Annotated in this window: 16 protein-coding genes and 1 pseudogene; 9 read left to right on the top strand and 8 right to left on the bottom strand. The window is 51.0% G+C overall.

Features of this window, described 5'->3' with window-relative positions:
- The first annotated feature begins 1 nt into the window (after position 1).
- From AM329_RS02930 to AM329_RS02965, 8 genes and pseudogenes are all read left to right on the top strand, one after another.
- Positions 2–1,033 (top strand): glycosyltransferase, encoded by a 1,032-nt coding sequence (locus AM329_RS02930; protein ID WP_032609647.1) that lies wholly within the window; start codon positions 2–4, stop codon positions 1,031–1,033.
- A 79-nt stretch (positions 1,034–1,112) separates the two neighbouring features.
- Positions 1,113–2,177 carry a dTDP-glucose 4,6-dehydratase gene (rfbB, locus tag AM329_RS02935; RefSeq protein ID WP_032103484.1) on the top strand — a complete coding sequence of 355 codons (1,065 nt, stop codon included), beginning with the start codon at positions 1,113–1,115 and terminating at the stop codon, positions 2,175–2,177.
- A 15-nt stretch (positions 2,178–2,192) separates the two neighbouring features.
- On the top strand, positions 2,193–3,059 hold the full coding sequence (gene rfbA, locus AM329_RS02940; protein WP_032609646.1) for a glucose-1-phosphate thymidylyltransferase RfbA: 867 nt from the start codon (positions 2,193–2,195) through the stop codon (positions 3,057–3,059).
- A 12-nt stretch (positions 3,060–3,071) separates the two neighbouring features.
- The gene (gene rfbD / locus AM329_RS02945) at positions 3,072–3,962 is read left to right on the top strand and encodes a dTDP-4-dehydrorhamnose reductase (RefSeq protein ID WP_032609645.1); all 891 of its coding nucleotides are present in this window, start codon (positions 3,072–3,074) and stop codon (positions 3,960–3,962) included.
- Positions 3,963–3,972: 10 nt separating this feature from the next.
- A complete protein-coding gene (gene rfbC, locus AM329_RS02950) occupies positions 3,973–4,521 on the top strand; it encodes a dTDP-4-dehydrorhamnose 3,5-epimerase (RefSeq protein ID WP_075155257.1) in 549 nt (182 codons plus the stop codon).
- 135 nt (positions 4,522–4,656) lie between these two features.
- A complete protein-coding gene (gene gndA, locus AM329_RS02955; RefSeq protein ID WP_023294999.1) occupies positions 4,657–6,063 on the top strand; it encodes an NADP-dependent phosphogluconate dehydrogenase in 1,407 nt (468 codons plus the stop codon).
- A gap of 253 nt (positions 6,064–6,316) precedes the next feature.
- Positions 6,317–7,483 carry a UDP-glucose 6-dehydrogenase gene (gene ugd, locus AM329_RS02960; protein WP_032609644.1) on the top strand — a complete coding sequence of 389 codons (1,167 nt, stop codon included), beginning with the start codon at positions 6,317–6,319 and terminating at the stop codon, positions 7,481–7,483.
- Positions 7,484–7,604: 121 nt separating this feature from the next.
- Positions 7,605–8,920 (top strand): annotated as a pseudogene (locus AM329_RS02965) (IS4 family transposase).
- 37 nt (positions 8,921–8,957) lie between these two features.
- Here the strand turns inward: AM329_RS02965 and AM329_RS02970 are convergent.
- Positions 8,958–9,962 (bottom strand): NAD-dependent epimerase, encoded by a 1,005-nt coding sequence (locus AM329_RS02970; RefSeq protein ID WP_032609643.1) that lies wholly within the window; start codon positions 9,960–9,962, stop codon positions 8,958–8,960.
- Positions 9,963–10,154: 192 nt separating this feature from the next.
- On the opposite strand from AM329_RS02970, the gene wzzB reads away from it, so the two are divergent.
- Complete coding sequence (gene wzzB, locus AM329_RS02975; RefSeq protein ID WP_032609642.1) at positions 10,155–11,135, top strand: LPS O-antigen chain length determinant protein WzzB; 981 nt, start codon at positions 10,155–10,157, stop codon at positions 11,133–11,135.
- Positions 11,136–11,173: 38 nt separating this feature from the next.
- Here wzzB and hisIE read toward each other — a convergent pair whose 3' ends face one another.
- The 7 genes from hisIE to hisD are packed head-to-tail and all read right to left on the bottom strand — an operon-like array spanning position 11,174 to position 17,290.
- Positions 11,174–11,785 carry a bifunctional phosphoribosyl-AMP cyclohydrolase/phosphoribosyl-ATP diphosphatase HisIE gene (gene hisIE, locus AM329_RS02980; protein ID WP_032609641.1) on the bottom strand — a complete coding sequence of 204 codons (612 nt, stop codon included), beginning with the start codon at positions 11,783–11,785 and terminating at the stop codon, positions 11,174–11,176.
- Positions 11,779–12,555, bottom strand: coding sequence for an imidazole glycerol phosphate synthase subunit HisF (gene hisF, locus AM329_RS02985; protein ID WP_003859481.1), 777 nt, complete (start codon positions 12,553–12,555; stop codon positions 11,779–11,781). Before hisF ends, hisIE begins: the two co-directional genes overlap by 7 nt.
- Complete coding sequence (gene hisA / locus AM329_RS02990) at positions 12,537–13,274, bottom strand: 1-(5-phosphoribosyl)-5-[(5-phosphoribosylamino)methylideneamino]imidazole-4-carboxamide isomerase (RefSeq protein ID WP_032609638.1); 738 nt, start codon at positions 13,272–13,274, stop codon at positions 12,537–12,539. The genes hisF and hisA overlap by 19 nt, the downstream gene beginning before the upstream one ends.
- Positions 13,274–13,864, bottom strand: a complete 591-nt coding sequence (gene hisH / locus AM329_RS02995) for an imidazole glycerol phosphate synthase subunit HisH (protein ID WP_032609636.1) — start codon at positions 13,862–13,864, stop codon at positions 13,274–13,276. Before hisH ends, hisA begins: the two co-directional genes overlap by 1 nt.
- A complete protein-coding gene (gene hisB, locus AM329_RS03000; RefSeq protein WP_003859487.1) occupies positions 13,864–14,931 on the bottom strand; it encodes a bifunctional histidinol-phosphatase/imidazoleglycerol-phosphate dehydratase HisB in 1,068 nt (355 codons plus the stop codon). The genes hisH and hisB overlap by 1 nt, the downstream gene beginning before the upstream one ends.
- On the bottom strand, positions 14,928–15,989 hold the full coding sequence (gene hisC, locus AM329_RS03005; RefSeq protein ID WP_023314449.1) for a histidinol-phosphate transaminase: 1,062 nt from the start codon (positions 15,987–15,989) through the stop codon (positions 14,928–14,930). The genes hisB and hisC overlap by 4 nt, the downstream gene beginning before the upstream one ends.
- A complete protein-coding gene (gene hisD / locus AM329_RS03010; RefSeq protein WP_023314448.1) occupies positions 15,986–17,290 on the bottom strand; it encodes a histidinol dehydrogenase in 1,305 nt (434 codons plus the stop codon). The genes hisC and hisD overlap by 4 nt, the downstream gene beginning before the upstream one ends.
- Positions 17,291–17,292 lie beyond the last annotated feature (2 nt).

Raw genomic sequence — 17,292 nt, forward strand, 5'->3', positions numbered from 1 at the left:
AATGAAAGCCTTTGTTTTTGTTAATGATAACGGCGCTGCTTTTAGCCGTTATAAAAAAAATGAGATCCCTGCGCAGTTCGTGTACGGCGTATCCAAATTAGAAAAGATGGGCTTTGAGGTAATGGTCGGTCGGGGGAATTTACTTAATGATCTTATTTCATTTTGGAAGTTCAAACCAGATTTGTTCTTTATGCCTTTTATTAAAAGAAAAACGATGCTTTTTTATATTCTGGCACGTATTTTTTTATTTAAAACAAAGTTTGCGGGTTGGATGCATCTCGATGTTTTCGCCCCTCCAGTGTCTCGATTAAAGAAAGTAATATATTCATTGCTTCTGCCATTTTTAAAGTGTTATGTAAGAAAAATTGATGCGATTTTCTTTCTTTCGGAAAAGTCACGCGATGAAATCAAGGCCTCAAGGGGACTTCATTCTCATCAATGTCACTTTATATCATGGGGAGGGGATGCAACTTTCTATGCGCCTTTTATTAATGGATTACATAACGAGAATATAATTTCGACAGGGCGTGAAAATAGGGATCTGCCGTCTGTAATGTCATCGGTAAAAAATAGCGACGTTACAATTGATATCTATACCAGCGATTTAAATTTGCCTGATAGCTATGCAAATGTAAATGGCGACATTAGGATAAATAAAGGTCGCTGGGCATATACAGACTTGCTTGAGAAAGTAAGTGCATCAAAGAGTATGATTATACCTATTAAAACAGATAAGATCAATTATTGTGTCGGATTGTCTTCATTGATTGAGGCTATCGCTTTAGGCGTGCCAGTTATTGCTACATACAACCCTTACTGGTATGTCGATATTGAGAAAGAGAAGTGCGGTATTTATATTAAAGATAATTCTTTAATTGAATGGACGCGCGCTCTAGAAAAGTTAAATAGGGATCCCGAATTGGTTGCTCAAATGTCTAAAAATGCATTGAAAACATTCGTAGAAAAATGTGACTTTGTCCGTACGGAAGAGATGCTTGCAATGCATATAGATAATATACTCAAAAAAAAGTGATCCTTTAAAAGCTTATAAAGAATTGTATGAGTCAGTTGAGTATAGAGCTCCTCTGAATAACTAACAGAAAGTGAAAACTATGAAAATTCTTGTCACTGGTGGTGCTGGTTTTATTGGTTCAGCCGTGGTTCGGCATATTATAAATAATACTCAGGATTCAGTATGCGTGGTTGATTGTTTAACCTATGCAGGTAATGTTGAGTCTCTGGCACCAGTTGAAAAAAATTCGCGATACTCATTCTCTCTAACTGATATTACTAATGCGAAAGCTGTTGCGGATATTTTCAATTCCTTCCAGCCTGATATCGTGATGCATTTAGCTGCTGAAAGTCATGTTGACCGTTCTATCGACGGACCCGCGGCCTTCATCCAGACTAACGTAATAGGTACATTCATTCTTCTTGAAGCATCGCGTCAGTATTACGCATCACTTGATGACGATAGGAAGAAGGTTTACCGCTTCCATCACATCTCTACTGATGAAGTTTTTGGCGATCTTCACGATGCTGACGGATTATTCACTGAAGAAACACCTTATGCGCCAAGTAGCCCTTACTCGGCCTCTAAGGCGGGTAGCGATCATTTAGTTCGCGCCTGGAATCGTACCTATGGTTTACCAACGGTGATTACCAACTGTTCTAACAACTATGGCCCCTACCATTTTCCAGAGAAGTTAATTCCGCTCATTATTCTTAATGCTTTGTCGGGAAAACCGCTCCCGGTCTATGGGAACGGCGAGCAGATCCGCGATTGGCTGTATGTTGATGATCACGCCCGCGCACTGTACAAAGTGGCTACAGAGGGCAAGATCGGTGATACATATTGCATTGGTGGTCATAATGAACGTAAAAATATTGATGTCGTAAAAACTATTTGCGCAATTCTTGATAAAATCATCGATAAAAAACCAAACGGTATTGTCAATTTTGCAGAGCTTATAACTTTTGTTGCCGATCGTCCTGGACATGATCTTCGTTATGCCATTGATGCAACTAAAATGAAAAATGATCTCGGCTGGGAGCCTCTAGAAACCTTTGAAAGCGGGATCGAAAAAACTATTCAATGGTATCTTAATAATGAAGGTTGGTGGCAGCGTGTTCTTGATGGCTCTTACGCTGGTGAACGTCTTGGCCTGAACAAATAATCGAGGTATAGCGTTATGAAAGGAATTGTTTTAGCTGGCGGTTCAGGTACACGCCTGTACCCGATTACACAAGGTGTGTCTAAGCAACTGCTCCCTATATATGACAAGCCTATGATTTTTTACCCAGTATCGGTACTCATGCTTGCCGGTATTCGGGATATCCTCATTATCACCACACCTGAAGATATGCCTGCTTTCCAGCGCTTAATGAAAGATGGCTCGCAGTTTGGTGTTAATTTCACCTACGCCGTGCAGCCCTCACCAGATGGCCTGGCACAGGCATTTACTATCGGTGAAAAGTTTATTGGCGACGAGCCTTGCGCATTAGTGTTGGGTGATAATATTTTCTTTGGTCAAAGTTTCGGTATGAAGTTGAATGCGGCGGCAAAGAAAACGTCAGGGGCAACTGTGTTTGGTTACCAGGTTCAGGATCCGGAGCGCTTTGGTGTTGTCGAGTTCGATGAACATTTCAAAGCATTATCTATTGAGGAAAAACCCCTCAAGCCTAAATCAAACTGGGCAGTCACTGGACTCTATTTCTATGACAATAATGTTGTCGACATGGTTAAGGAAATAAAGCCCTCTGCTCGCGGTGAGCTTGAAATCACAACTCTAAATCAGATGTATCTTGACCGGGGTGAGCTTGAGGTGGAGTTATTAGGTCGTGGATTTGCCTGGCTCGATACAGGTACTCATGATAGCTTGATTGAAGCTTCTCAGTTCATTCATACCATTGAAAAACGGCAGGGTATGAAAGTGGCATGCCTTGAAGAAATTGCATTCCGTAATAAATGGCTCAGTTCGGACGAAATAGCTGTTCAGGCCGATCTGCTTCAGAAAACATCTTATGGTCAATATTTGAAAATGTTGATTGGACAATAAACCGGCATGCCAATGAAAATTTTACTTGTAGGAAAAAACGGGCAGGTTGGATGGGAATTACAACGTTCTCTTTCCACTCTTGGAGAAGTCATCGCAGTTGATTATTTCGACAAGCATTTATGTGGTGACTTGACTGACCTTCCTGGCATCGCACAAACCGTACGATTGGTGAAACCTGACGTTATCGTTAACGCGGCAGCGCATACCGCTGTGGACAGAGCCGAACAAGAACGTAACCTGTCTGAGTTGCTCAATCAGAAAGGGGTTGCGGTTCTCGCTGAGGAGTCAGCGAAATTAGGTGCGCTCCTAATTCATTACTCTACAGATTATGTGTTTGATGGTGAGGGCGATCATTATCGGCTGGAAGATGAGGCGCCAGCACCGTTAAATGTCTACGGTGAGACTAAATTAGCAGGCGAGTTGGAAATTACGCGCCTTAATCCCCGACATCTCATATTCCGCACCAGCTGGGTTTATGCCACTCGTGGTAATAATTTTGCGAAAACCATGCTGCGTTTAGCTCGTGAGAAAGAGAGGTTGTCCGTTATCAACGACCAGCATGGCGCTCCGACAAGTGCTGAATTATTGGCTGATTGTACTGCACTGGCAATTCGAGAAGAGCAGAATAATAAATCTGTTGTTGGTAAATACCATTTAGTCGCAAGCGGGGAAACGACCTGGTTTGATTATGCAAATTTTGTTTTCGAAACGGCTAAAGCTCAGGGTGAGCCTCTTCTTATCCAGGAAGTTAACGGCATTTCTACCAGTGAGTATCCTACACCTGCTACTCGTCCGTTGAATTCGCGACTCTCAAATCAGAAATTCCAGCGTGTGTTTAATGTGACACTTCCAGACTGGAAACAAGGTGTTGAACGTGTGGTAATAGAAGTTTTGGGGAAATAAAGAGTTAATAATGAAAGTCATTGATACTGAAATTCCTGATGTAAAAATTATCGAGCCGGTCACTTTTGGTGATGAACGGGGTTTCTTTATGGAAACCTGGCAACAAAAGAAATTTTGTGAATTGGTATGCGAACGTAACTTCGTGCAGGATAAACACTCAAAATCTGCAAGGAATATTTTGAGAGGTTTACATTACCAGACTCAAAATCCACAAGGAAAATTGGTACGTGTTGTCAGCGGAGAAGTCTTTGATGTTGCTGTTGATATGCGAAAATCATCAGCCACGTTTGGGCGCTGGACAGGTATTATGCTTTCCGCTGAAAACAAACGTCAACTTTGGATCCCTGAGGGATTTGCTCACGGTTTTTACGTCTTGTCTGAAAGCGCTGAGTTTGTCTATAAGTGCACTGATTATTATAACCCTTTGTCTGAACATTCCCTATTGTGGAATGATGATTCTGTTGGGATTAAGTGGCCACTTATTGATGGTGAGTTACCCCTGCTGTCATCCAAGGATAGTTTAGGCAAGACGTTCGCCGATTCCGTCTATTTTGACTAAACGATACACTGTTTGCCTATCTCGCGGCCGTTAGCGCACCAAAGGCTATCCATAAGTAACAGGCTTGAGTTAACATCGTATATACATTCAAACTGCATCGCACCGCAGTGATTATCCCCAAGACAGGAGTATGTAATGTCAAAGCAACAGATCGGCGTTGTCGGTATGGCAGTGATGGGGCGCAACCTGGCGCTCAACATCGAAAGCCGTGGTTATACCGTCTCCGTTTTCAACCGCTCCCGTGATAAAACTGAAGAAGTCATCGCTGAGAATCCAGGCAAGAAGCTGGTTCCTTTCTATACGGTTAAAGAGTTCGTTGAGTCTCTGGAAACGCCTCGTCGTATCCTGTTAATGGTGAAAGCGGGCGCGGGTACCGATGCTGCTATCGATTCCCTGAAACCGTATCTGGATAAAGGCGACATCATCATTGATGGCGGCAACACCTTCTTCCACGACACCATTCGTCGTAACCGTGAACTGTCTGCGGAAGGCTTTAACTTCATCGGTACCGGCGTTTCCGGTGGTGAAGAAGGTGCACTGAAAGGTCCTTCTATCATGCCTGGCGGCCAGAAAGAAGCGTACGAACTGGTCGCGCCTATCCTGACCAAAATTGCAGCCGTTGCAGAAGACGGCGAGCCGTGCGTGACCTATATCGGTCCTGACGGTGCTGGCCACTATGTGAAAATGGTTCACAACGGCATCGAATACGGCGATATGCAGTTGATTGCCGAAGCATACTCCCTGCTGAAAGGTGGCCTGAACCTCTCTAACGAAGAACTCGCCGAGACCTTCACCGAGTGGAATAAAGGCGAGCTGAACAGCTACCTGATCGACATCACCAAAGATATCTTCACTAAAAAAGATGAAGAGGGTAAATACCTGGTTGATGTGATTCTGGATGAAGCAGCGAACAAGGGGACCGGTAAATGGACCAGCCAGAGCTCTCTGGATCTGGGCGAGCCTCTGTCCCTGATCACCGAATCTGTGTTTGCACGTTACATTTCCTCTCTGAAAGAGCAGCGTGTTGCCGCTTCAAAAGTACTGTCTGGCCCTCAGGCCAAGCCAGCGGGTGATAAAGCTGAATTCGTTGAGAAAGTTCGTCGTGCACTGTATCTGGGTAAAATCGTCTCTTATGCACAAGGTTTCTCTCAGCTGCGTGCCGCTTCAGACGAAAACAACTGGGATCTGAATTACGGCGAAATCGCGAAGATCTTCCGTGCTGGTTGCATTATCCGCGCTCAGTTCCTGCAGAAAATTACTGATGCGTACGCTGAAAATGCCGGTATCGCGAATCTGCTGCTGGCACCGTACTTCAAGAAAATCGCGGACGAATACCAGCAGGCGCTGCGTGACGTGGTTGCTTACGCTGTGCAGAACGGTATCCCTGTTCCGACCTTCTCCGCTGCGGTGGCGTACTATGACAGCTACCGTGCTGCCGTACTGCCAGCGAACCTGATCCAGGCGCAGCGTGATTACTTTGGTGCGCATACGTATAAACGTACCGATAAAGAAGGTGTGTTCCACACCGAATGGCTGGATTAATCTGATTTAACTCAGCCTGATAACAAAGCCCGGTGATGTTCACCGGGCTTTTTTTATAACGGATAAGCCCATCTGGACTTGCTTTGTCCAGCGAGTGTCTTTAAACACCCTATAAACCACTGCGTTTTCTCATTTCTGCAGCTAGGCATTCGCCTTGACAGCCGCTCAACATAAGAGGTAAAAACCTCAACAGTTGTTTATTGCGGTGGTGTGCTTACGCCTCCTGAAACCTAAACTTGAAGAAGTTGAACGAATGAAAATAACTATTTCCGGAACAGGCTATGTAGGCCTATCAAACGGCATTCTGATCGCACAAAACCATGAAGTGGTGGCGTTGGATATCGTTCAGTCCAAAGTGGATATGCTTAATCAAAAGCAATCCCCGATTGTTGATAAAGAAATCCAGGAATACCTTGCTAATAAACCGCTGAATTTCCGTGCTACGACGGACAAAGAAGACGCCTACCGCGACGCAGATTTCGTCATCATCGCCACACCAACGGATTACGACCCAAAAACCAACTACTTCAACACCTCAACCGTAGAAGCGGTGATCAAAGATGTTATCGCAATCAACCCAAAAGCGGTGATGATCATCAAATCGACCATTCCGGTAGGCTTCACCAAATCGATTAAAGAAGAGTTGCGTATTGATAATGTCTTCTTCTCGCCAGAGTTTCTGCGCGAGGGCAGGGCGTTATACGATAACCTGCACCCATCCCGTATCGTGATCGGTGAGCGCTCTGAGCGTGCGGAACGTTTTGCCGCACTGCTGCAGGAAGGCGCAATCAAGAAAGATATTCCGGTACTGTTCACTGACTCTACCGAAGCCGAGGCGATCAAGCTCTTCGCCAATACCTATCTGGCAATGCGCGTGGCCTACTTCAACGAGCTGGACAGCTATGCAGAGAGTCTGGGCCTGAACACCCGCCAGATCATCGAAGGCGTGTGCCTCGACCCGCGTATAGGCAATCATTACAACAACCCGTCGTTTGGCTACGGCGGTTACTGCCTGCCGAAAGATACCAAGCAGCTGCTGGCAAACTATCAGGCGGTGCCAAACAACCTGATTTCCGCGATTGTGGATGCCAACCGCACGCGTAAAGACTTCATCTCTGATTCTATCCTTGCGCGTCAGCCGAAAGTGGTGGGCGTCTATCGTCTGATCATGAAGAGCGGCTCTGATAACTTCCGCGCCTCATCTATTCAGGGGATCATGAAGCGTATTAAGGCGAAAGGCGTGCAGGTCATTATCTATGAACCAGCGATGCAGGAAGATGAATTTTTCCACTCCCGCGTGGTTCGCGATCTCGACGCTTTTAAGAAAGAAGCGGATGTGATTATCTCGAACCGTATGGCGGAAGAGCTGGCAGACGTCGCTGATAAGGTCTATACCCGCGATCTGTTTGGCAGTGACTGATGTTAGCGTTATGAGCATAAAAAACCGGTCATCGCGCCTAATGCCGTTCAGTTAAGGATCGGTTGACCGATCCCTTGTTTGTGTAAAAATCCGGACATACTCACACGTTTCCGGATTTTTTATGCTTCTAAGTCAGGCTCTCAACACCGTTCATAATTTTACGCCGGTGGCGTTTTCTGCGCTTTCTGAACTACTCTCACCTGAACTTATTGATGAATGTCTCACTGATACCGGTATCGTCACTATCCGCAAACGTCGGCTTCCGCTGGAGATGATGGTCTGGGCTGTAACCGGGATGGCATTGTTTCGTTCCCTGTCCATGAACCAGATAGTCTCACGCCTCGATATTCTTCTTCCCGGTAAACGTCCCTTTGTGGTGCCCAGCGCCGTTGTTCAGGCTCGTCAGTGGCTGGGGGCTGATGTTATTCGCCGGGTCTTTGAAAAAACGCGCCAGCTCTGGTTTGAAAAAACACCCTTGTCACACTTGAATGGACTCACGCTGCTGGCAGTGGATGGAACGTTATGGCGAACCCCAGATACACCAGAAAATGATGCCGCCTTCGGACGCACGGCGAATGCCAGTTCCCGCTCTGAGTGGCCCCAGGTTCGCATGGTCTGCCAGATGGAAGTCACCAGCCACCTTCTGACGGGAACGGCTTTCGGCAGCGTATCGGCGACCAGCGTAATTGACCTTGCGGCACGGCTCGCGGAGCGAACGCCGGAACATACGCTGACGCTCATGGACAAAGGCTTTTACGCTCTGGGACTGATGCACCACTGGCAGTCATTGGGTGTGGAGAAACACTGGTTAATCCCGCTCAAAAAAGACGGCAGTATCAGGTAATACAGAAACAGGGCAAAGAGGATGACATCGTGGAGCTGAATGTATCTCCACAGGCGAAACGCAAATGGGACGGCGTACCGCCAGTACTGACGGCGAGGCTGGTCAGTAAAGAGGTAAACGGGAAGATGGTGCGTATCCTGACGTCAATGAATGACCCGCTGAGATACCCTAAAGCAGACATTACCGAGCTGTACGGGCATCGTTGGGAAATAGAGCACGGGTTCAGGGAGATGAAGCAACATCTTCTGAATAATGAACAGGTGCTAAGAAGCCGGAAACCGGAACTGGTGGAGCAGGAACTGTGGGGCGTGGTGCTGGCCTATAACCTGCTGCGATTTATGATGGCGCAAATGATGTATAATCTGAAAGGGATAGAGCCATATCAGATAGATTTTAAGCAGGCGAGTCTGTATCTGTCGGCCCAGCTAAGTCTGTTACCAGCGGTCTCACCGGGTAAAATCCCGAAGATAATAAATGAGATACTGGCCATGGCGGAAAGTTTTGTGCTACCGGGACGCAGGAAGAGGCATTACCCACGAGCAGTAAAAAAGAAGCCGCAACGCTACGCGTTACGGCAATCTTCAAAAGCTTAACTGACAAGCATTAGGCAATCTGCCGGGTTTTTTGTTTTTAAACGTTATAGAAGTTGCGGTACCAGTCGACGAAGTTTTTCACGCCTTCTTTGACTGAGGTTTGTGGTTTAAACCCAATAACGTCATACAGCGCTTTGGTGTCCGCACTGGTCTCCAGCACGTCCCCCGGCTGGATCGGCATCATATTTTTCACCGCTGCCTTGCCCAGCGCCTCTTCAAGCGCGGTGATGTAATCCATCAGTTCGACAGGTGAACTGTTGCCGATGTTATACACGCGATACGGGGCAGAGCTGGTTGCTGGCGAACCGGTTTCGACCGTCCAGTCGGCATCGGCCTGAGGAATGACGTCTTGTAGGCGAATAATCGCCTCCGCAATATCATCGATATAGGTGAAGTCGCGCTTCATCTTGCCGTAGTTGTATACGTCGATGCTGTTGCCTTCAATCATGGCTTTGGTGAATTTGAACAGCGCCATGTCCGGTCGGCCCCATGGGCCATACACGGTAAAGAAGCGCAGGCCAGTGGTCGGCAGATTGTACAGATGCGAATAGGTATGCGACATCAGCTCATTGGCTTTTTTGGTTGCGGCATACAGCGATACCGGATGATCCACGGAGTCGTCAGTAGAAAACGGCATCTTACGGTTGAGGCCGTAGACAGAGCTGGATGAAGCATACAGAAGATGCTGAACCTTATTGTGGCGACAGCCTTCCAGCACGTTCAGGTGACCTACCAGGTTTGCATCTGCGTAGGCATGCGGGTTTTCCAGCGAGTAACGCACGCCCGCCTGGGCAGCAAGATGGATCACGCGGTCAAATTTCTCATTGGCGAAGAGCGCAGCCATGCCCTCGCGATCCGCTAAGTCCAGCTTGTGGAAAGTGAAACTCTCGGATTTGAGCAGTTCGAGGCGAGCGAGCTTGAGGTTAGGGTCATAGTAATCATTCAGATTATCAATCCCAACAACTTCATGCCCTGCATCAAGCAGGCGCTTACTGACATGAGAACCGATAAAGCCCGCGGCGCCCGTTACAAGAAATTTCATAGCTTCCCTCATTCACAGTGTTCTTGTTGATGTCCCAGGACATCAGAATCCGTCTATGATAGCGCGTCGCACTTCACTTACATAACCCATCTTTCCGATATAACTCATCGGATTCTTATAGAAAAATCGCCAGCAACAGATACACTATGGAAACAAGATTGTTTTTGCCCTTTTTCATCTGTTAGGGATTGTATGACGCACAACAACGATAACTTGGTCACACGCAACAATGACCCGGAGCAAATTGATTTACTGGATTTAGTGCTACAGCTGTGGCGTGGAAAGTGGGTGATTGGGGCATTCGTTGCTGCTTTCATTGTTCTCGCCGTTGTTTACATCACTGTAGCTAAAGAAAAATGGACATCCTCTGCCATCATAGCCCAGCCTGATGCGGCACAAATCGCCACCTATTCCAATGCGTTGAATATCCTCTATGGTGGCGCAGCGCCTTCTATGCTGGATATTCAGAATCGTGCTATTGGTCGTTTTAATTCCTCTTTCTCGGCATTAGCACAGGCTCTGGAGAATCAGGAAGATCCGGAAAAACTGACTATTGAGCCTACCGTAAAAGGGCAAAGTTTACCTTTAACCGTAAGCTATCAGGGCGAATCCGCTGATGCAGCTCAAAAGCAATTAGCTCAGTATATTCAGCAGGTTGATGAGCAGACGGCTAAAGAACTGACGCTTGACCTCAGAGATAACCTCAAGCAGCAGATCACAACCCTGAACGACTCCCTTCAGAACCAGGAGAAAGTAGCACAGGAGCAGAAAGATCTGCGTATCAAACAGATCTCTGAAGCTTACAAGAATGCGGAAGCTGCTAAGATTAGTACTCCACAGCTCCAGCAAACGCAGGATGTCACTCAGGAAACCATGTTCCTGCTGGGTACCGTAGCGCTCAAGTCAATGATTGATAACGAAGCGTCACGTCCGCTGGTCTTTTCAGGCGCTTACTACCAGACCAAACAAAACTTACTGGATATTCAGAACCTCAACGTTAACCCAGACACTATTCACGTCTATCGTTACGTCATGAAACCTAATCTGCCTATCCGTCGTGACAGCCCTAAAAAGGCCATTACCCTCATCCTTGCCGTTCTCCTCGGCGGGATCATCGGTTCTGCTGTCGTCCTCGGCCGTAACGCGCTGAGAAACTACAAACCAAAAACCTGATTTACACATAAAAAAGACCGGGTCTCCCCGGTCTTTTTTTATTTATGTCGTTTCCGCAAATTCTCAATCACCGCTGATAAATCCAGCTCCTGATCCTGAAGCAGTACCAGCAGGTGATACATTAAATCCGACGCTTCGTTCGTCAGCTCCTCCCGATCATGCACGGTGGCCGCCAGCGCCGTTTCAACGCCTTCCTCACCCACTTTCTGCGCAATACGTTTGGTGCCGCTGGCGTACAGCTTCGCCGTGTATGAGCTCTCAGGATCCGCTGATTTACGCTCTGCCAGCAGCTGTTCCAGCTGATAGAGGAACAGCCACTGGTGGCTCGCCTCGCCGAAGCAGCTGCTGGTGCCCTTATGGCAGGTCGGCCCAATTGGGTTCACCAGCACCAGCAGGGTGTCGTTGTCGCAGTCTGGCGTAATGCTGACCACATTCAGGAAGTGACCCGAGGTTTCCCCTTTCGTCCACAGGCGCTGTTTGGTGCGCGAGAAAAACGTCACCTTGCCGCTGTCGAGCGTTTTTGTCAGTGCCTCCTGGTTCATGTATCCCAGCATCAGCACTTCGCCTGAAACGGCATGCTGTACAACCACCGGCAGTAATCCGTCAGTTTTTTCCCAGTCCAGCTGCGCCTGTTGTTGCTCTGTTAACATACCCTGATCTCCACGCCCTGGTCGGCCAGGTACGTTTTTAACTCACCAATATTGATAATCTGTTTATGGAACACGGAGGCGGCCAGCGCGCCGTCCACGTTCGCATCGCGGAAGGCTTCAAGGAAGTGTTCCATGGTGCCTGCGCCGCCGGAGGCAATCAGCGGAACCTGGCAGACCGCGCGCACTTTTTTCAGCTGCTCGAGGTCGTAACCGTTACGAACGCCGTCCTGGTTCATCATGTTCAGCACGATTTCACCTGCACCGCGTTTTTGAACTTCCTGCACCCAGTCCAGCGTCTCCCATTGGGTGACGCGCGTGCGGCTTTCATCGCCGGTGTACTGGTTAACGTGATATTTGCCCGTCGCGGTATCAAACCAGGTGTCGATCCCCACGACAATGCACTGTACGCCAAAGCGGTCCGCCAGACGCGTAATCAGCTCCGGATCTGCAAGCGCAGGGGAGTTAATCGAAATTTTGTCCGCACCGAAAGAGAGAATTTTCGCCGCATCGTCAGCAGATTTAATCCCGCCCGCTACACAGAAGGGAATATCAATCACCTCTGCCACGCGCGCCACCCAGCTTTTGTCCACCACGCGGCCATCGCTGGAGGCGGTGATATCGTAAAATACCAGTTCGTCTGCGCCTTCTTCGGCATAGCGTTTTGCCAGCGGAACGATGTCGCCAATGATCTCGTGGTTGCGGAACTGCACGCCTTTTACAACCTGACCATCACGCACGTCCAGGCAGGGAATTATCCGTTTTGCCAGCATTGAATCGCCTCCTTCACCGTAAATTTGCCTTCCAGCAGCGCGCGACCCACGATCACGCCGCGTACACCGGTTCCGCGCAGAGCGGCGATATCCGCCAGGTCGCCAATACCGCCAGAGGACTGGAACGCCACCTGCGGATAACGCGCGCAAACCTCTTCATACAGCGAGACGTTAGAGCCTGCGAGCGTACCATCGCGTGAAATATCCGTGCACAGGACGTGCTTCAGCCCTACGGGGAGATACATCCCGACCAGCTCTTCCAGCGTTACGCCGGAGTTTTCCTGCCAGCCGCTGACCGCGACCTGCTTATTACCCTGCTCGTTAATGCGTACATCCAGCGCCAGCACCAGCGCATCCGCACCGAAGCGGCGTAACCAGCCCTTGACCGTCTCAGGATCTTTCACAGCGGTCGAACCGACCACCACGCGCGCCACGCCCGCGTCCAGTAAGGCGGCAACATCGGCTTCCGTACGCACGCCGCCGCCCACCTGCACCGGGACGTCCACGCCAGCCACCAGTGTTTTAAGCAGCGGGATCTGGCGCTTCGCCGGATCTTTCGCGCCGGTCAGATCGACCAGATGCAACACCTCAGCGCCCTCGGCGGCGTAAGCCTGTAACCGCGGCAGCGGGTCGTTGCCGTAGTCGCGCTGCTGCCCGTAATCGCCCTGGTGGAGACGAACAACCGTGCCGTCAATTAAATCTAAAGCGGGAATTATCATCACATCTCCAGGAAATTTTTCAGCAGTTGCGCACCGGCGGCACCGGAGCGTTCCGGGTGAAACTGCACGCCGTAAAAGTTATCTTTCTGCACGGCGGCGGTGAACGCCTCGCCGTAATTGCACTGGGCGATGGTGTAGGTATTCACGGGCATGGCGTAGCTGTGGACGAAATAGAAGTACGCGCCGTCTTCAATACCCTGGAACAGCCTGTTGCCCGCTTTCGGATAAACGCGGTTCCAGCCCATGTGCGGCAGCGGCAGGCCGTGGTCGGTCATTTTCGGCACGTCTTCTTCTATAATGCCCAGCAGATCGACACCGTTGCTCTCTTCGCTGCGGCGGCCAAGCAGCTGCATCCCGAGGCAAATGCCCAGCACCGGTTGAGTACAGGCTTTGATGAGATCTACCAGCTCGCGCTCATGGATCTGATCCATCGCCGCCTGGGCGGTGCCAACCCCCGGCAGAAAGAGTTTATCTGCGCGCAGCACCACGTCCGGGTCGCGGCTCACCAACGGCTCGTAGCCGTGGCGCATAATCGCCGACTGTACGGAGTTCAGATTGGCGCATCCGGTGTCCAGAATCACCACGTTCATTACAGCACTCCTTTCGACGAGGGCAGGGCGTCACCTTCCACGCGGATCGCCTGGCGCAGGGTACGGCCAAAGGCTTTGAACAGGCTCTCGACGCGGTGGTGATCGTTTTTGCCTTTGGTTTTCAGGTGCAGCGTCAGGCCCATAGTGTAAGAAAGCGAGCGGAAGAAGTGTTCCACCATCTCGGTGCTGAGATCGCCCACGCGCTGGTAGGTGAAGTCAGCTTTATATTCCAGGTGCGGACGTCCGGAGATATCCATCGCGCAGCGCGCCAGGCACTCGTCCATCGGCAGAACAAAGCCGAAGCGGTTGATGCCGCGCTTGTCGCCGAGCGCCAGCTTCAGGGCTTCGCCCAGCGCCAGGCCGGTATCTTCCACGGTGTGGTGATCGTCGATATACAGGTCGCCCTTAACCGTGATCTCCATACGGAAGCCGCCGTGCGTGGCGATTTGATCCAGCATGTGGTCAAAGAAACCGACGCCGGTGTGGATCTTGCTGCCGCCTTCGCGGTCGAGCCAGACCTTCACGTCGATCTGCGTCTCTTTGGTGTTGCGTTCAACGTGGGAATAGCGGTCGCGTCTGGTGAGCTGCTCGCCAATCATCGCCCAGTTTAGCGTGTCGCGGTTATAGCGCAGACCCGCAATGCCCATGTTTTCCGCCAGCGTGATATCCGTGACGCGATCCCCGATCACATAGCTGTTGGCTTTATCCAGCGCCTCTTCAGCCAGATAACGTTCAACAAGCTTCAATTTCGGCTTCCGGCAGTCACACTCGTCGGCAGGCATATGCGGGCAGATAAGCACCTCGTCGAAGGCGATGCCCTGCGAGGTCAGCACCTGCATCATCAGGTTGTGCGGGCCGTCAAAGTCCGCCTGCGGGAAGCTGTCGGTGCCCAGACCATCCTGGTTGGTGATCATCACCAGCTTATAGCCTGCTTTCTGAAGCTTCAGCAGCACCGGGATCACATCGGGTTCAAAGGCCAGCTTGTCGAAACGATCGACCTGAAAATCGCTGGGTGGCTCCGAGATGATGGTGCCGTCACGATCGATAAAGAGATACTTCTGACTCATACTTTCTCCGCTTTCAGGGCGTCAATCACGCGCTGGCTCTCTGCACGGGTGCCGACGGTAATACGCAGGCAGCCGCTCAGGGTAGGTTGTTTATTCTGGTCTCGTAAGATAATGCCCTGATCCCACAACGATTTAAATATCGCGCTTGAGGCGGTGAAGCGCACCAGGATGTAGTTGGTTTCCGAGTCGAACACCTCTTCCACGCACGGAATCGTTTTCAGGGCATCGACAAGATACTGACGCTCTTCCAGGATCTGCGCCACACGCTCGCGCATCGCGCTGATGCCCTGCGGGGCCAGCGCCTGTGCCGCAATATCGGCAACCGGCGTCGAGAGCGGATACGGGGCGATGACTTTCAGCAGCAGGTCGATAATTGCTTTATTTGCCAGCGTAAATCCACAGCGAAGGCCGGCGAGGGCGAAGGCTTTGGAAAGGGTACGCAGCACAACGAGATGCGGATACTCTTCAAGCCAGCCAGCAAGCGTGGCCTGCGGACAAAACTCAATATAGGCTTCGTCAGCCACGACCAGCGCTTTGCCGCGCGTCATTTCCAGCAGGGCACGAATATCCTGCGGATTGATAATCTGCCCGGTCGGGTTGTTAGGGCTACAGACAAACACCACCTTCACGCCGTCGAGGTTATCGGCGATGCCCTGCAAATCCAGCTGCCAGTTGTCCAGCGCCTGCACGTTGCGGCAGGCCACGCCAAAGGTTTCGGCGCTGACGCTGTACATCCCATAGGTGGGCTGGCAGTACATCACCGCGTCTTTACCCGGCTCGCAGAAGGCGCGGATCAGCAGCTCAATCCCTTCATCCGCCCCACGGCTGACCAGCACCTGCTCAGGCTTTACGCCTGCATACTGCGCATAGTTCTCGATCACCGCTTTCGGCTGACACTCCGGGTAGCGGTTCAGCGTCTGCTGCGACAGCTCAAAGGCCACCGCCGTGGGATATTCGTTGGCATTCAGCCAGACGTCGCCGTTGCCGCCCAGACGACGCGCAGACTGATAGGGCGTCAGGCGACGGACATTTTCGCGGGCTAATTCTTCGATGTTCATGCTTGCTCCTTCAGGGCGGCAACGCGCAGCGTCACGGCATTTTTGTGGGCAGTCAGGCGCTCGGCGGCGGCCAGGGTTTCAATGGTCGACGCCAGCGAGGCAAACCCTTCGCGGGAGAGTTCCTGCACAGTCATGCGCTTCTGGAAATCCGCCAGCCCCAGGCTGGAGCAGGTTGAGGTATAGCCATACGTGGGCAGCACGTGGTTGGTGCCGGAGGCGTAATCCCCGGCTGATTCCGGTGACCAGTCTCCGAGGAACACTGAGCCTGCGCTGGTGATGCTGTCGACCAGATCGCGCGCGTTACGGGTCTGAATAATCAGGTGCTCAGGACCGTACTGATTGGAGATGGCGATGCACTGGTCAAGATCGCGGGCCACAATCAGGCGGCTGGCGGATAACGCCTGACGCGCCGTTTCCGCACGCGGCAGGTCAGCCAGCTGACGCTCAACGGCGTCGCCCACGCGTTTTGCCATGTCGGCATCTGGCGTCAGTAAAATCACCTGCGAGTCAGGGCCGTGCTCGGCCTGCGAGAGCAGGTCAGAGGCCACGAAATCCGGTGTAGCGCCGCTGTCGGCAATCACCAGCACCTCAGACGGACCGGCAGGCATATCAATCGCCGCGCCGTCCAGACGCTGGCTGACCTGGCGTTTCGCCTCGGTCACGTAGGCATTGCCCGGGCCAAAGATTTTGTCGACCTTAGGAATGGATCCCGTCCCGAACGCCAGGGCGGAAATCGCCTGCGCACCGCCCACTTTATAAATTGCCTGCACGCCGCACAGCTTCGCCGCGTACAGGATCTCGTCGGCGATCGGTGGCGGAGAGCAGAGCACCACCTTCTGACAACCGGCAATACGTGCCGGGGTGGCCAGCATCAGGACGGTCGAAAACAGCGGAGCAGAGCCGCCGGGAATATAGAGGCCAACGGACGCCACCGGGCGCGTCACCTGCTGGCAGCGCACGCCGGGCAGGGTTTCCACATCCACCGCCTGCAATTTCTGCGCGGTGTGGAAGGTATCAATATTTTTCACCGCGACGGCCATCGCCTGTTTGATGTCATCACCCAGACGATTGCTGGCATCATTGATTTCCTGCTCGGTAACCTGTAAAGCGCCGACTTCCGTCTTGTCAAACTTTGCGCTGTACTCGCGCAGCGCGTCGTCCCCGCGGGCTTTGACGTTATCGAGGATCTCCGCCACGGTGCGGGTGATGCTCTCCGAAGCGGAAATTGCCGGGCGCATCAGCAGCTCGCGCTGTTGCGCGTCGCTACAGGTATTCCAGTCGATGATTGTGTTAAAGCTCATGG

The sequence above is a fragment of the Enterobacter cloacae complex sp. AR_0002 genome, assembly GCF_001922365.1.
In the GTDB taxonomy this organism is placed as follows: Bacteria; Pseudomonadota; Gammaproteobacteria; order Enterobacterales; family Enterobacteriaceae; genus Enterobacter; species Enterobacter hormaechei_C.

Excerpts from the sequence above, each read along its gene's own strand:
- ugd (WP_032609644.1), top strand. The coding sequence starts at position 6,317 with ATGAAAATAACTATTTCCGGAACAGGCTATGTAGGCCTATCAAACGGC.
- hisH (WP_032609636.1), bottom strand. The coding sequence starts at position 13,864 with ATGAACGTGGTGATTCTGGACACCGGATGCGCCAATCTGAACTCCGTA.
- hisB (WP_003859487.1), bottom strand. The coding sequence starts at position 14,931 with ATGAGTCAGAAGTATCTCTTTATCGATCGTGACGGCACCATCATCTCG.
- rfbA (WP_032609646.1), top strand. The coding sequence starts at position 2,193 with ATGAAAGGAATTGTTTTAGCTGGCGGTTCAGGTACACGCCTGTACCCG.
- hisF (WP_003859481.1), bottom strand. The coding sequence starts at position 12,555 with ATGCTGGCAAAACGGATAATTCCCTGCCTGGACGTGCGTGATGGTCAG.
- rfbC (WP_075155257.1), top strand. The coding sequence starts at position 3,973 with ATGAAAGTCATTGATACTGAAATTCCTGATGTAAAAATTATCGAGCCG.
- hisD (WP_023314448.1), bottom strand. The coding sequence starts at position 17,290 with ATGAGCTTTAACACAATCATCGACTGGAATACCTGTAGCGACGCGCAA.
- hisC (WP_023314449.1), bottom strand. The coding sequence starts at position 15,989 with ATGAACATCGAAGAATTAGCCCGCGAAAATGTCCGTCGCCTGACGCCC.
- AM329_RS02930 (WP_032609647.1), top strand. The coding sequence starts at position 2 with ATGAAAGCCTTTGTTTTTGTTAATGATAACGGCGCTGCTTTTAGCCGT.
- wzzB (WP_032609642.1), top strand. The coding sequence starts at position 10,155 with ATGACGCACAACAACGATAACTTGGTCACACGCAACAATGACCCGGAG.
- hisA (WP_032609638.1), bottom strand. The coding sequence starts at position 13,274 with ATGATAATTCCCGCTTTAGATTTAATTGACGGCACGGTTGTTCGTCTC.
- rfbD (WP_032609645.1), top strand. The coding sequence starts at position 3,072 with ATGAAAATTTTACTTGTAGGAAAAAACGGGCAGGTTGGATGGGAATTA.
- gndA (WP_023294999.1), top strand. The coding sequence starts at position 4,657 with ATGTCAAAGCAACAGATCGGCGTTGTCGGTATGGCAGTGATGGGGCGC.
- AM329_RS02970 (WP_032609643.1), bottom strand. The coding sequence starts at position 9,962 with ATGAAATTTCTTGTAACGGGCGCCGCGGGCTTTATCGGTTCTCATGTC.
- rfbB (WP_032103484.1), top strand. The coding sequence starts at position 1,113 with ATGAAAATTCTTGTCACTGGTGGTGCTGGTTTTATTGGTTCAGCCGTG.
- hisIE (WP_032609641.1), bottom strand. The coding sequence starts at position 11,785 with ATGTTAACAGAGCAACAACAGGCGCAGCTGGACTGGGAAAAAACTGAC.